Source organism: Acidovorax delafieldii 2AN, from assembly GCF_000175235.1.
GTDB lineage: Bacteria > Pseudomonadota > Gammaproteobacteria > Burkholderiales > Burkholderiaceae_C > Acidovorax > Acidovorax delafieldii_B.
The window spans coordinates 13,311-27,740 of the sequence record NZ_ACQT01000010.1 but is presented as its reverse complement, the minus strand read 5'-3'; the positions used below and the strand labels follow the sequence as shown (position 1 = coordinate 27,740).

Genomic DNA, 14,430 nt, shown 5'->3' with positions numbered 1-14,430 from the left:
CTGCCCCCGTGGAGTGGGCCCCGCCAGGCCGGTTGCGACCCCTTCGGGCGGAGGGTGCGCGGCGCTGCACGGGCTACCGTTCCGGGGCGATGTGCTCGGCGTAATCGTACAAGGCGCCCAGGATCTCCTGGGTGCGTTCATCGTCGGCGGTTTCGGAAATCTGGTCGATCTCGGTGAACAACCGGTCCACCGTGCGCGCCCCACCCTGCCCGTCGAACAGGCATGCGGCGCGATGGGCTTCCCACCGCTCCCCCTCTTCGGGCGAGAGCGTGGTCGGAAAGTTGCGGGCGCGGTAGCGCCACACCAGTTCTTCCAGGCGCGGATCGTCAAAGCCCGTGCGCGCGGCGGCAAGCTTCTGGCCGTCCATCGCGCGCAAATCGTTCAGGCGGCGCCGGTCGCTGTTGCCCACGAAGCCCCCATACAGGTCCTGGTCGACATCGGCGGCGGGCTCGGCCGGGCGCGCGAACACGGCAGGCCAAATGCCGCTCATGTCGGGCAGGCTGCGCGCAACCTCGGCATGCTGCGCGGCCTGAACAAGATCAATGCCCCACCGCTGGGCGAGCGCGGGCGTGAGCGTGTTCACATTGCCCACCACCATGGGCGACTTGTTGAGGTGAATCGTCTTGACGGGCAGGCGGGTCATGCCTTCAGGCAAGTCGGCTGCCCGGGAGAACATGCGCAGGCGGATTTCGTCGGTGCCCAGCGTGGCCAGTTCACGGGGATCGTGGGCAAGGTCCCAGGCAATGACCTCATTCTTGTTGGTCGGGTGGCTGGCCAGCGGCCACATCACCGCCAGGCAGCCACGCTCGGCCGGAAACATGCCCGACACGTGCAGGAATGGCCGCGCCGTCAGCGCCGTGGCCGGCAGGCGCAGCTCGGCGGCCACCCGATCCTTCTTGTGAAGCGACAACGCAAAGTCGAACAGACGGGGATTGTGCTGGCGGATCAGCCGCGCCAACGCGATGGTGGCGCGCACGTCCGACAGCGCATCGTGGGCCGCCTCGTGCGCAAGGCCGTTGGCCTTCGAGAGGTGCTCCAGCTTGAAGCTGGGGGAACCGTCTTCCTTGCGCGGCCAGTGGATGCCGTCGGGCCGCAGCGCATAGGTCATGCGCACCACGTCAAGCAAGTCCCAGCGGCCGCATTGGTTCTGCCATTCGCGTGCATACGGATCGATGAGGTTGCGCCAGAACATGAAGCGCGTGATCTCATCGTCGAAGCGGATGGTGTTGTACCCCACACCGATGGTGCCCGGTTGCGCGAACTCGGCCTCGATGCGATTGGCGAATTCATGCTCCGGCACACCTTTTTCAAGGCAGAGCTGGGGCGTGATGCCGGTAATGAGGCACGACTGTGGGTCCGGCAGGTAATCGTTCGCCGGCTGGCAATACAGCATCAGGGGCTCGCCCACTTCCCGCAGCTCGGCGTCGGTGCGAATGGCTGCAAATTGCGCGGGCCGGTCGCGCCGAGTATTGGCGCCGAAGGTTTCGTAGTCGTGCCAGAGAAAGGTGTGGGGAGACATGCGCGAGACAACGGTTGCGAAGGGACGACCTGCAATGTAACAAGATCGGAGGGGCGAACGTCGGAATTTGGCGCCTTTTTGGGCTGCAGCGCTTTTCCGGCGTGCGCAAAGCGCTATCAATTTGATACTTTCGGCAGTTGCCGAAAGATCCGCTTCGGCTCAGGCCGCAATGTCGGATGCGAGCGCGCGCTGCTCGAGCAGCGCCTCGAGCGCGGGCACGGGCAAGGGTCGGCTCAGGTGGTAACCCTGCACCATGTCACAGGACAAACCCGCCAGTGCCTCCAACTGATGGGGCGTCTCGACGCCTTCCGCAATGGTGGCCAGCCCCAGGCTGCGCGACATTTCCACGATGGCGCGCACGATGGACATGCCGCGCGCTGTGTCCAGATTGCGCACGAAAGACTGGTCGATCTTGAGCCGGTGCACACGCAACCGCTGCAGATAGCTGAAGGACGAGTAGCCCGTGCCGAAATCGTCCAACGAAAGCTGTACGCCCAGGTCGGCCAGGGCCCGCACGCAGGCGATGGCTTTCTCCGGTTCGTGCATGGCAATGCTCTCGGTCAGTTCGAGCTCGAGCACCTCGGCAGGAACGCCTGCGCGTTGAAGCGCCTTCTGCACCACCTCCACCAGATCGGGGTGGCGAAACTGGGCAAGCGACAAGTTCACGGCCACCGTCAGGTCGGTATGGCCCGCATCCCGCCAGCGACGCAGGCACGCCAGCGCCGTATCAAGCACCCACAGGCCGATGTCGATGATCTGCCCGCTGCTTTCCGCCACGGGGATGAACTCTGCCGGGCCCACAACTCCCAACTCAGGATGGGTCCAGCGCAACAGGGCCTCGACCCCCACCATGCGCCTGTCGTGCACACGCCACTGCGGCTGGAAATGCAACGACATCTCGCCCTGGGCGATGGCTGTGCGCAGGCCGTTCTCGATGCGCAGCAACCGTGAAGACTGCGCCTGCATGTCCGCCGAGAAGAAACAATAGTGGTCCCGCCCCATCTCCTTGGCCTTGTACATGGCCACCTCGGCATGGTGGGTCAGGGCTTCCATGTCGCTTCCATCGCCGGGGTACATCGCAATGCCCACCGAGAACGTCACCAGCAATGCGTGGCTTTCCACCTGGCAGGCCTTGCTCAGCTCACCGTGCAGCCGCTCGGCGAAATGGACGGCGCCCTGCGCCGTGGTGAGCGGCAACACCACCAGAAATTCATCGCCCCCGTAGCGCGACACCGTGTCTTCATCCCGCAGCAGGGCCTTGAGGCGATGGGCCACATCGATCAGCACGCCGTCGCCCACGGCATACCCGAGCGAGTCGTTCACGTTCTTGAACCGGTCGAGATCGAGGTACAAGAGCGCCAGCGAGCCTTCGCTGCGCTGCGAAAGCCCCAGCGCCTGGCTGAACCGCGCGGAGAACATGGCACGGTTGGGCAGGCCGGTGAGCGCATCGAAATTGGCCAGGTGGCGAATGCGCTCCTCATTGCTCTTACGCTCTGAAATGTCTTCTTGCACAGAGATGTAGTGCGTAATCGCGCCCTGCTCATCCCGCATGGGCGAAATCGACACATATTCCCAGACCTCACGGCCCGTTTTGTGCCGGTTGAGCAGTTCGCCCTTCCAGGCGAGCCCGCTCAACAGGCGCTCCCACATCTGCGCAACGACCTCTGCCGAAGTCTTGCCTGCGCCCAGCATGCGCGGGTTGCGCCCCATCACTTCGTCGGAGCCGTAGCCGGTCACCGTCGTGAAAGAGGGATTCACGTACTCGATCTGCCCGCGCAGGTTGGTGATGATGATGGAATGGGGTGTCTGCTCAACCGCGTGGCGCAGCTTGCGCAGAGCATCCAGGTCCTGCATGCGTTGCGTCACATCGCGCGAAAGCACGACGAAGCGTGGGTCGGCGAAACCCGGGTCCTGAATGCGCGCCACCGACAGCTCGAACCAGTGCCTGCCGTCGGTCATTTCGAGCGCGAATTGCTGCCCTTGCGTGTGGCCCGTTGCCTCGGCCTGAGTCAGTGCCGTGCGCACCACGCCGGCGGCATCGGGCGGCAATACCTCGTCAATGGTTCGCCCCGCAATCTGCTCGGGCACGCGCTCCGTCAACCCCGGCACCCGGGTGTGCACGCGCAGATAGCGCCCGCTGCGCGTCATCTCGAACATCAGGTCGGGAACAGCGTCCAGCACCGCCTTGAGGCTCTTTTCGGACCGCGCCAGGGCCCGATAAGGTGCCTCAATGGTGCCCTGGATGATCGAACGGTAGAGAAACAGGTAGCCAAGCAGCTTGTATATGTGGCCGAGCAGATTGAAGTGGTCCGCCGCATCCACGTACAGGGTGAAGAAGAATTCTCCCAGCCCCATGGTGCCAACAGCCGCCAACAAGGGCGGGGCGTTGAAAGTCGTAGGCTGGCGCATCTGTCGCAAAAGCAGGCCAAAAACCAGTACGTGCAGGACGATCAAACCGTATTCGGCGCCAACCTTGAATCCGGTCAAGCCCGTGGCGGGCACAAAGGTTTCCGGCAAAATCCACGGATAATACAGAACCGCGGCATGGATGGCGCCGACCAGCAAGAGCATGAAGGCCACAGGCCGCAAACGCAACGCCAACCCCATTTCGGTGGTGTCGGGCACAGTCCACGGCAACACCACCGCCAGCAGCAGCGTCAGCACCGCGACGTAGCGCGCGGGCAACCAGAACCAGATGCCCTTGGACACCGAGTTGGGCGTAAAGTAGTCGGGCATCCCCGCATACGACAGCATGTGCGAGAAATCGAGCAGTGCGACACCAAGGAATCCACAGGCAAGGATCAATACGTTGCGCTGGGGATTGAGGCGACAGGCATGCCAACCGACGGCGAACACCAACACCGACACGGCGATCGAGAGGCTCTCGAGAATCTGGTGGGCGGTGAGGAAATCCTTCACCGGGGCGGCGGGTGTGCTGGAAAAGTAGGCCCACGACGCCAGCAGGAGCAAGGCCAGCCCCCCCAAAACGGACAAAGCACGTCGCATCCCGGCGACATGTTGTGTGTGGACTTTTCCGGCCAATGTCAGCATCCGTTTTGGTTTTTCGCCGCGGTGAACCAGCGCTCCCCTCTGGGCTGATCTTAGCGGCAAAAGTCTACGGTCTATGGCCGGGGCGGGCTTTTCTGTGCAACATTCACATTGCAAGGAGCCTGCAAGCCTTCCCTGGCAAGCGCGCCGCTACGCCCAACAAAAAGGCCGGCAAGCACTTGGCTTGCCGGCCTCTGCCGGTGAGCGCGCACGGGCTCAGTCTGCGGTGGCTTCTTCGGGCTCTGCAGGTTCGGACTTCGCAGAACGGTCCTTTTTCGGTAGCGGCTGAATGTCCAGCAGAACCTCCGAAGTTTCCACGCCCTTGTCGTCGGTCTTGACGTCGATGTCGACCGTCAGGCGCCCGCCTTCGGTCAGACGACCGAACAACAGCTCGTCCGCCAGAGCCCGACGGATGGTGTCCTGGATCAGGCGCTGCATCGGGCGCGCACCCATCAGCGGATCGAAACCCTTCTTGGCAAGGTGCTTGCGCAGGTTGTCGGTGAAGGTGACCTCCACCTTCTTCTCTGCCAGTTGGGTTTCGAGCTGCAGCAGGAACTTGTCCACCACGCGCAGGATGATCTGCTCGTCGAGTGCCTTGAAGTTGACGATGGCATCCAGCCGGTTACGGAACTCGGGTGTGAACAGGCGCTTGATGTCGCCCATCTCGTCGCCCGCCTGCCGCGGGTTGGTGAAGCCAATGGTCGCCTTGTTCATGGTCTCGGCGCCGGCGTTCGTGGTCATGATGATGAGCACGTTGCGGAAGTCGGCCTTGCGGCCATTGTTGTCCGTCAGCGTGCCGTGGTCCATGACCTGCAGCAGCACGTTGAAGATGTCCGGGTGCGCCTTCTCGATCTCGTCGAGCAGCAGCACCGCGTGCGGCTTCTTCGTGATGGCTTCGGTCAGCAGACCACCCTGGTCAAACCCGACGTAGCCCGGAGGCGCACCAATCAGGCGGCTCACTGCGTGGCGCTCCATGTACTCCGACATGTCGAAGCGGATCAGCTCAATGCCCATGATGTAGGCCAACTGCTTGGCCGCTTCGGTCTTGCCGACGCCGGTAGGGCCGCTGAACAGGAATGAGCCAATCGGCTTGTCGCCCTTGCCCAGTCCCGAACGTGCCATCTTGACTGCGCTGGCCAACACCTCGAGGGCCTTGTCCTGGCCGAAGACCACGCTCTTGAGGTCGCGCTCCAGTGTTTGCAGCTTGCCCCGGTCGTCATTCGACACATTGGCAGGCGGAATGCGCGCAATCTTGGCCACGATCTCTTCAATCTCGGCCTTGCCGATGGTCTTCTTGCGCTTGCTCGGCACCAAGATGCGCTGCGCAGCTCCAGCCTCATCGATCACGTCAATGGCTTTGTCGGGCAGGTGGCGGTCGTTGATGTACTTGGCGCTCAGCTCGGCGGCGGCCTGCAAGGCAGCCGCAGCGTATTTGACGCTGTGGTGCTCTTCAAAGCGCGACTTCAGGCCCTTGAGGATGTCCACCGTCTCGGCCACGGTCGGCTCGACCACATCCACTTTCTGGAAACGGCGTGACAGCGCCGCATCCTTTTCGAAGATGCCCCGGTATTCGGTGAACGTGGTCGCACCGATGCACTTGAGCTGGCCGCTGGACAGCGCCGGCTTGAGCAGGTTGGATGCGTCCAACGTACCACCCGATGCAGCACCCGCACCGATCAGGGTGTGAATCTCGTCGATGAACAGGATGGCGTTGGGCTTATCCTTGAGAGACTTGAGCACGCCTTTGAGGCGCTGCTCGAAATCACCGCGGTATTTGGTACCCGCCAGCAACGCACCCATGTCGAGCGAATACACCGTGGCCTCGGCCAGAATCTCGGGCACGTCGTTCTGCGTAATGCGCCAGGCCAACCCCTCGGCAATCGCGGTCTTTCCCACGCCGGCCTCGCCCACCAGCAGCGGGTTGTTCTTGCGGCGGCGGCACAGAATCTGGATCGTGCGCTCGACCTCGTAATTGCGGCCGATCAGGGGGTCGATCTTGCCGTCCTTGGCGGCCTGGTTCAGGTTCTGGGTGAACTGCTCCAGCGGGGATGCTTTTTCACTGCGCTCGCCACCGCCGCCCTCTTCGCCTTCCGCCTGGCCCTCGGCCTTGGCGGGCTCCGGCGGTTCACCTTTCTTGATACCGTGGGCAATGAAGTTGACCACGTCCAGGCGCGTCACGCCCTGCTGGTGCAGGTAGTACACGGCGTGCGAATCCTTCTCGCCGAAGATGGCCACGAGCACGTTCGCACCGGTGACTTCTTTCTTGCCGTTGCCCGTGGACTGCACGTGCATGATCGCGCGCTGGATCACACGCTGGAAACCCAGCGTGGGTTGCGTATCCACCTCGTCAGATCCTGCGACCTGGGGCGTATTGTCTTTGATAAAATTCGACAGCGATGAGCGAAGATCATCGATATTCGCCGAACATGCGCGCAGCACTTCCGCTGCGCTGGGGTTATCGAGCAATGCAAGCAACAGATGCTCCACGGTGATGAACTCGTGGCGCTGCTGACGGGCCTCGACGAAGGCCATGTGCAAGCTGACTTCCAGTTCCTGGGCAATCATGTGAACTCCTTTGTGCTTGCGGGGTAAGGGATAACTTTAGATCGGGACGAGAAACCTGTTATTCAACAGGTTCACTCACACATTGCAGAGGGTGGCCCGCCTTCAAAGCGGCCTCCAGCACCTGATCCACCTTGGTGGCCGCCACGTCACGGGAGTACACCCCGCAGATGCCTTTGCCGTCGAGGTGAATCTTGAGCATGATCTGGGTCGCTGTCTCCCGGTCCTTGTTGAAGAACTCCTGCAGCACCACGATGACGAACTCCATGGGCGTGTAGTCGTCATTGAGCATGACCACCTGGTACATCTGGGGCGGCCGGACCTTTTGGGCGCGTCTCTCGAGCACGACAGAACCGCCATCATCCTGCGCGGGCCGAACAGAGGGCGGTGCAGTGGGGGTCGAGGGTGGTTTTGTTGCCATGAAATTCATTCTAGCGATCCGCAGAGCGTATCGCTGCCCGGAACATCTGGTGACACGCACCGTTTTTTCAACCGGCGTGAACGTCCCCTGTTCGCAACCAGGCTACTCATAGATCACCGTCGCGGTACCCGTGCCCACGCCGGCACTCCACGCCGCCAGCGCCGCGTCGGTGGGATAGAACCGGCTGGCATCGCCGAGTTGAAGTTCGGCCACCGCTGCACCGCGCGGCTCGACGCAGCGCACCCCCATGCGTACCCGCAGGCCATGCACGAAGTCGCCCTCGGGAGCCTCTTCGCGCCGGGGGGGAAACTCCTGTACCAAGCGCTTCACATCGGGGGATTTGTCACCCACCACCACATGCAGGTATTTGCCAAACCGGGCACGGGCCCCAGCCATGTCCCACACCTGCTGGACTTTCACGCGCAGCCCGCCGCTGAAATGGTCGAGTTGCAACCGTCCCAGCATGACCACGAACTCATCTTCCTTGAGCTGATTACGGTAGGTGTTGAGCAGCGCCTCATCGGCCGAAGCCTCGATCACGCCAGATTTGTCATCCAGGCGGAACAGACCCAGCTTGCCGCGCTGGCCGTTGATCACCCGAAAGTCGCTAATGATGCCAGCGAGGATCTGCGGTTCGCGACTATCGAGCAATTCATCGATCTGGGTCCGCACGAAACGACGGACTTCCTGCGCCACCTCGTCGAACAAATGTCCCGAGAGGTAAAAGCCCACCGCCGTTTTTTCCTGGGTAAGCCGCTCTTTGATGCCCCAGGGCACCGCATCGACCAGATCGGGCTCCTGTGTACTGGAGCCGTGGGCATCCTCCCCCATCATGTCGAAAAGCCCGCCCTGGTTCACGTTCGCCAGCGTAGCAGCGGCGAAATCGAAAGCACGGTCGATGGACGCCACCATCGCCGCACGGTTGAGGTTGAGCGCATCGAAGGCGCCCGCCTTGATGAGTGCCTCGACAGTGCGCTTGTTCAGGCGCGCGCGATCCACCCGCACGCAGAAGTCGAACAAGCTCTTGAACGGACCTTTCGTCGATCCCTGCGGCCCCTCCCCACGCCCTTCGCGCGCGGCGACGATGGCTTCTATCGCCTGCTGACCGGTTCCTTTGACGGCTCCGAGTCCATACCGGATCACCTTGTCCGTCACGGGCTCGAACCGGTACATGCCGCGGTTCACATCCGGTGGCTCGAAGGTCAGCCCAAAATTCTTCTTTGCGTCTTCGAACAGCACCTTGAGCTTGTCGGTGTCGTCCATTTCCACGGTCATATTGGCGCAGAAGAATTCGGCCGTGTAGTGCACCTTGAGCCAACCGGTGTGGTACGCCAGCAGTGAATAGGCTGCCGCGTGCGACTTGTTGAAGCCGTAACCCGCAAACTTCTCCATCAGGTCGAACACTTCATCGGCCTTGTCCTGGCTGATGCCCTTTTCGGCCGCACCCTTGCGGAAGATGGCCCGGTGCTCGGCCATTTCCTCGGCCTTTTTCTTGCCCATGGCGCGGCGCAGCATGTCGGCACCGCCGAGGCTGTAGCCACCCAGTACCTGGGCGGTCTGCATCACCTGCTCCTGGTACACCATGATCCCGTAGGTCTCTGACAGCACCGGCTCGACCAGGGGATGCGGGTACTCCACCGGTTCCTTGCCGTGCTTGCGGTTCACGAACGTGGGGATCAGGTCCATCGGGCCCGGGCGGTAGAGTGCGTTCAGCGCAATCAGGTCCTCCAGCCGGCTCGGCCGCGCCTCGCGCAGCATGCCCTGCATGCCTCGGCTTTCAAACTGGAACACGGCTTCCGTCTTGCCCTCGGAAAACAACCGGTAGGTAGGCCCGTCGTCCAGCGGAATGTTCTCGTAGGCAAAGTTCTCCTGGCCCTTGTGGCGCTTCATGATGAACTCGCGCGCAATCTCCAGGATGGTGAGCGTGGCCAAGCCCAGGAAGTCGAACTTCACGAGACCGATGGCCTCCACGTCGTCCTTGTCGTACTGGCTCACGGCCGATTCGCTGCCGGGTTGCTGGTACAGCGGGCAAAAATCCGTCAGCTTGCCCGGTGCAATCAGCACGCCCCCCGCGTGCATACCGATATTGCGCGTCATGCCCTCGAGCTTCTGCGCCATTTCGATGACAGTCTTGACGTCCTCTTCCTTGCGCACGCGCTCGTAGAGCAACGGTTCCAGTTCCAGTGCGTAGTTGTTCTTGTCGCCGTCCTTCTTGACCTCGGGCGGATACTGCAGCGTGTAGGACATGCCAGGCTTACCGGGCACAAGCTTGGAAATACCGTCACAGAAGGTGTAGCTCATGTCCATCACGCGTCCCACGTCGCGGATGGCGGCCTTGGCAGCCATCGTTCCAAAAGTGGCGATCTGGCTGACGGCGTCCTTGCCGTATTTTTCCTTCACGTAGTCGATCACGCGGTCGCGGTTGGACTGGCAGAAATCGATGTCGAAGTCGGGCATCGAGACCCGTTCAGGGTTCAGGAAGCGCTCGAACAGCAGGTTGTATTCAAGAGGGTCGAGATCGGTGATCTTCAAGGCGTACGCCACCAGCGAGCCCGCCCCCGACCCCCGGCCCGGCCCCACGGGGCAGCCGTGCGTCTTCGCCCACTGGATGAAGTCGCCCACGATCAGGAAGTAGCCTGGGAACCCCATCTTGAGAATCGTGCCCAGCTCGAATTCCAAACGTTCCACATACCGCGGGCGCTCGACGTTGCGCCGCGCCTCATCGGGGAAAAGAAGCCGCAGGCGCTCCTCCAGCCCTTCGAACGACACGTGGCGAAAATAGTCGTCCACCGACAGCACCTGTCCGTTGACGGGCGGGATGGGAAAGTTGGGCAACTGCGGCTTGCCCAGGACCAGGGTGATGTTGCAGCGGCGGGCAATCTCGACCGAGTTGGCCAACGCCGTCGGCAGATCGGCAAAGAGCGCCTGCATCTGCGCCGACGACTTGAAATACTGCTCGCGCGTGAACTTTCGCACGCGCCGCTGGTTGCCCAGTATTTCGCCTTCAGCAATGCACACCCGTGCTTCATGGGCCTCGTAGTCGTCGGCCGTGGCGAACTGAACAGGATGGGTTGCGACCACCGGCAGATGCAGCCTTGCCGCCAGCTGAACGGCCGCCACCACGTGGGCCTCGTCGTCCGCGCGCCCCGCGCGCTGCACCTCGATATAGAAGCGGTGGGGAAATATTCCCGCAAGCCGCAGCGCCAGCGCCGCCGCCCCCGCATCGTCGCCCTTCATAAGAGCCTGCCCCACCGGCCCCGCCTGGGCGCCGGCAATCGCAATCAAGCCCTCGCCCAATTCCTGCAACCAGTCCCAGGTGCAGATGGCCTGCGCCTTGACCACGTTACGGGTCCAGGCGCGCGCAAGCAATTCCGACAGGTTGAGGTAGCCCTGGCGGCCCTGCACCAGCACCAGCATGCGCGAGGGCGCCGCTCCCGCCTCGCCCTCCAGAAATATCTCGGCTCCCAGGATGGGCTTCACCCCTTTGCCGCGGGCTTCCTTGTAAAACTTGATGGCACCGAAAAGGTTGTTGAGATCGGTAATCGCCAGCGCCGGCTGGCCGTCCTTGGCCGCCGCCTTGGCCAGATCATCGATGCGATTGGTGCCGTCAACGACGGAGAACTCTGTGTGCAGGCGCAAGTGAACAAACATGGGCTCCATTGTAGAAAGCCCACCTCTCCCCCACCCCGGAATGTGCATTCGGGGGCGGTCCTGCGCCCAAGCCGCCGTCGGTACAATGCCAAAGTCTGTCGAGGTTCTGCTTCTGGCCGCGCCTGCGCCCCTGCCGGGCTGGCGGTGGCCCGGTGCCCGCAGGACACACGTTCACTTTTTGCCTGAAAGCTGTCTGCAATGCTGCGTGCCCCCCTGCCCTTTATCACTGCCCTGCTGGCTGCCGGCCTGCTCGCGGGCTGCTCGAGCACACCGGAAGACAAGACCGCGGGCTGGAGCCCCAACCGCATCTACTCGGAAGCCAAGGACGAGCTGGGTTCTGGCGCATTCGACAAGGCCGTGCCATTGCTCGAAAAGCTCGAAGGCCGTGCGGCCGGCACGCCACTGGCGCAGCAGGCGCAGCTCGACAAAGCCTACGCCCAGTACAAGGGCGGAGAGAAGGCGCAGGCCATTGCCACGCTTGACCGCTTCATCAAGCTTCACCCCGCAAGCCCGGCGCTGGATTACGCGCTGTACCTGAAGGGCTTGGTTAACTTCAACGACAATCTGGGCCTCTTCTCATGGGTGTCGCAGCAGGACCTGTCCGAGCGTGATCAGAAGGCTGCCAAGGATTCGTTCGAATCGCTCAGCGAACTGGTGACGCGCTTTCCCGATTCGCGCTACGCGAAAGACGCTCGCCAGCGCATGACCTACATCGTCAATTCGCTGGCCCAATACGAAGTCCACGTCGCACGCTACTACTACGAACGCGGCGCCTACGTAGCAGCCATCGGCCGTGCGCAGTCGGCGCTGGCCGACTACCAGGGCGTCCCCGCACTTGAAGAGGCCCTGTACATCCTCATGCAGTCGTACGATGCCCTGGGAATGACCCAGCTGCGTGACGATACGCGTCGCGTGATGGAGGCGTCCTACCCCCAGGGAGCGCTCGCCAAGGGTGGCCTCAAGGCCAAATCGGATCCTTGGTGGAAGTTCTGGTGAGCGCGTCCAGCGCTGCATCAAAATCCTGAGGGCTCTCCAGCACCCTCATGGGAGGCAGCGCCCTGCGCAGGCGCTTGCCGTAGCCCATCGTCACCATGCGGGTGTCACCCACCACCAGAATGCCTTGGTCGGACTCCCTTCGGATCAGGCGGCCAGCCCCCTGCTTGAGCGCCACCGCCGCCTCAGGCAACGCGTAGGCGCGGAACGCACTACCTCCCTCGGCCTCAATGCGCTGCGTGCGTGCCTCGACCAGAGGATCTCCGGGCGGCGGAAACGGCAACTTGTCGATGACCACGAGTTGCAGGGCGTCGCCTGGCACATCGAAACCCTCCCAGAATGAGGCCGAGGCCACAAGGATGCAACCCTGCCCGCCGTGGCTTGCACCCTCGCGCAGGCGTTCCATGAGGCGGCGCTTGGGCCAGTCGCCCTGCACCAGCACTTCAAGGCCCTGGGGGCCACCAAACCGCGCCTGCAGTTCATCGCCGATGGCGCGCAAGGCCTTGAGTGTGGTGGTGAGGACCAGCGTCCGCCCCCCTATCCGCAGAGCGGCCGCACCGACCAGCCTCGCCACGGCGGCGCTGTGTGCGGGGTCAGCGGGTGGGGGCAAGTTCAGGGGCACGTACAACCCCGACTGCGCTGCGTAATCGAACGGACTTTCCACGCGCAGAATTTCGGCGCCCTGCAGGCCGCAACGCTCGGTGAACCAGGTGAGTCCGGGATCGTCGCCCAAGGTTGCGGACGTGAAAATCCACGCGCGCCTCGCGTGCTGCGGGGGCGCAGTGGGCCATTCGTCATCTCCCTCCTCGTCTGCGGGGGCGGCAAGCAAGCGGCTGCGCATCGTCTGCGCGATATCAAGCGGCGATTCGACCAGCCGCACCTGCCCAGCCACCTCCACCCAACGCACCACGTCGGGTGCACAAGGCGCAGCGAAACGCCCCAGGCGCGCCAGCAGCTCTGAACCACGCTCGCACAGGCGGGCGAAATCGGGGGACGCGCCGCTGAAGACATCCAGGGCCTCCATGGCCTGCACGCATGCCAGTGACAGGCGCCGCAGCGCCGCGTTCCATGCATCTGGCGCCAGCGACTCTGGAACCTGCAAGGTCCAGCGCAGCCGCGTGCCCGGCGCAGCAGGCCCCACGGCAAGCCGCAGGTCACCCACCGCACGCTCGACCTCGCCCGCCACCTGCGCCCAGTCGGCAAGGCCTCGGGCATGGCGCAGGCCGGCGGCGAGCAGATCGCGCGAGAAATCCTGCCATTGCCCCGTGGACAGCTGCAGCCCCAGGAACTGCACCCCCGTTTCATTGATCTGGTGCGCCTCGTCGAAAACAACCACCCGCACCGTAGGCAGCAGCTCAGCCATTCCCGATTCGCGCACGGCCAGGTCGGCAAAGAACAAGTGGTGGTTGATCACCACCACATCAGCAGCCAAGGCCTCGCGCCGCGCAAGGTTCACGTGGCACTGGCGAAAATGGGGGCACGACGCGCCCAGGCAGTTCTCACGCGTGGAGGTGACCAGCGGAATGATCGGCGAGCGTTCGTCGAGCCCGGCCAGCTCGGCCAGGTCACCCGAGCGGGTGGCGCGCGACCAGACCTCGACCTTCGCCAGCACCCTTTGCACCTGACGGTCCTGCGCCGCCGTATCCAGGCGTGCCAGCTCCATGCGGTGCAGGCAGAGATAGCTCGCTCGCCCTTTGAGCAGGGCCGTGCGCACCGGAAGCGCCATGGCGCCCACCAGTTGGGGAAGATCGCGGGCAAAGAGCTGGTCCTGCAAGGCTTTCGTGGCCGTGGAGAGCAGAACCCGCTCGCCGCTGAGCAGCGCTGGCACCAGATAGGCAAAGGTCTTGCCCACCCCGGTGCCGGCTTCCACCACCAGGCTGCCGCCGCGCTCAATGGTCTGCGCCACCGCGTCGGCCATGCGCATCTGGCCCTCGCGGGCGCGGTAATGTTCGTCCATCTGCGCCAACACCCCTTCGGGGCCGAACGCAGAGCGAACGGCTTCCTGCAAGCTCGTCATGCGGGCTCTGGGGGTTGCAGCGCGCGCTCCAGGCAGTCGATCTGATCGCGCAGTGCGAGGCGCTGCTTCTTCAAACGCCGCAGCAGGAATTCGTCGGGCACCGCCTCCAGCGCGCCCAAGTCGATGCGGGCGTCCAGGTCGGCGTGCATCATGCGCAAATCAATGAGCTGGCGCGAAGGAGAATGCAGGTTCGATTTCAAGACAGGGGTTGTGGCTGGC

The 14,430-nt window shown here is 63.4% G+C and carries 8 protein-coding genes; 1 reads left to right on the top strand and 7 read right to left on the bottom strand.

Translation table 11 applies throughout. The features are described from left to right. Positions 1–73: 73 nt before the first annotated feature. From sbcB to dnaE, 5 genes are all read right to left on the bottom strand, one after another. Positions 74–1,519: an exodeoxyribonuclease I gene (sbcB, locus tag ACDELDRAFT_RS03280; RefSeq protein ID WP_005793406.1), complete on the bottom strand. Its 1,446-nt coding sequence runs from the start codon at positions 1,517–1,519 to the stop codon at positions 74–76. Positions 1,520–1,678: 159 nt separating this feature from the next. Continuing rightward, on the bottom strand, positions 1,679–4,525 hold the full coding sequence (locus tag ACDELDRAFT_RS03275; protein ID WP_005793405.1) for a bifunctional diguanylate cyclase/phosphodiesterase: 2,847 nt from the start codon (positions 4,523–4,525) through the stop codon (positions 1,679–1,681). 258 nt (positions 4,526–4,783) lie between these two features. Next, positions 4,784–7,132 carry an ATP-dependent Clp protease ATP-binding subunit ClpA gene (gene clpA / locus ACDELDRAFT_RS03270; protein ID WP_005793403.1) on the bottom strand — a complete coding sequence of 783 codons (2,349 nt, stop codon included), beginning with the start codon at positions 7,130–7,132 and terminating at the stop codon, positions 4,784–4,786. Positions 7,133–7,190: 58 nt separating this feature from the next. Beyond that, positions 7,191–7,550 carry an ATP-dependent Clp protease adapter ClpS gene (gene clpS / locus ACDELDRAFT_RS03265; protein WP_157764867.1) on the bottom strand — a complete coding sequence of 120 codons (360 nt, stop codon included), beginning with the start codon at positions 7,548–7,550 and terminating at the stop codon, positions 7,191–7,193. 102 nt (positions 7,551–7,652) lie between these two features. Then, a complete protein-coding gene (dnaE, locus tag ACDELDRAFT_RS03260) occupies positions 7,653–11,201 on the bottom strand; it encodes a DNA polymerase III subunit alpha (RefSeq protein WP_040327946.1) in 3,549 nt (1,182 codons plus the stop codon). 198 nt (positions 11,202–11,399) lie between these two features. Here dnaE and ACDELDRAFT_RS03255 point away from each other — a divergent pair, with 198 nt between their 5' ends. Next, entirely contained in the window at positions 11,400–12,197 is a 798-nt protein-coding gene (locus ACDELDRAFT_RS03255) for an outer membrane protein assembly factor BamD (protein WP_005793396.1), read from the top strand. Here ACDELDRAFT_RS03255 and ACDELDRAFT_RS03250 read toward each other — a convergent pair. Both ACDELDRAFT_RS03250 and ACDELDRAFT_RS03245 read right to left on the bottom strand, forming a co-directional pair. Beyond that, positions 12,160–14,211 carry an ATP-dependent DNA helicase gene (locus tag ACDELDRAFT_RS03250; protein WP_005793394.1) on the bottom strand — a complete coding sequence of 684 codons (2,052 nt, stop codon included), beginning with the start codon at positions 14,209–14,211 and terminating at the stop codon, positions 12,160–12,162. The two genes, ACDELDRAFT_RS03255 and ACDELDRAFT_RS03250, sit on opposite strands and share 38 nt — an antisense overlap. Then, positions 14,208–14,411 (bottom strand): YdcH family protein, encoded by a 204-nt coding sequence (locus tag ACDELDRAFT_RS03245; RefSeq protein ID WP_040327936.1) that lies wholly within the window; start codon positions 14,409–14,411, stop codon positions 14,208–14,210. The genes ACDELDRAFT_RS03250 and ACDELDRAFT_RS03245 overlap by 4 nt, the downstream gene beginning before the upstream one ends. Between the last annotated feature and the right edge of the window lie 19 nt (positions 14,412–14,430).

Coding starts and splice junctions, on each gene's coding strand:
- sbcB (WP_005793406.1), bottom strand. CDS start 1,519: ATGTCTCCCCACACCTTTCTCTGGCACGACTACGAAACCTTCGGCGCC.
- ACDELDRAFT_RS03275 (WP_005793405.1), bottom strand. CDS start 4,525: ATGCGACGTGCTTTGTCCGTTTTGGGGGGGCTGGCCTTGCTCCTGCTG.
- clpA (WP_005793403.1), bottom strand. CDS start 7,132: ATGATTGCCCAGGAACTGGAAGTCAGCTTGCACATGGCCTTCGTCGAG.
- clpS (WP_157764867.1), bottom strand. CDS start 7,550: ATGGCAACAAAACCACCCTCGACCCCCACTGCACCGCCCTCTGTTCGG.
- dnaE (WP_040327946.1), bottom strand. CDS start 11,201: ATGTTTGTTCACTTGCGCCTGCACACAGAGTTCTCCGTCGTTGACGGC.
- ACDELDRAFT_RS03255 (WP_005793396.1), top strand. CDS start 11,400: ATGCTGCGTGCCCCCCTGCCCTTTATCACTGCCCTGCTGGCTGCCGGC.
- ACDELDRAFT_RS03250 (WP_005793394.1), bottom strand. CDS start 14,211: ATGACGAGCTTGCAGGAAGCCGTTCGCTCTGCGTTCGGCCCCGAAGGG.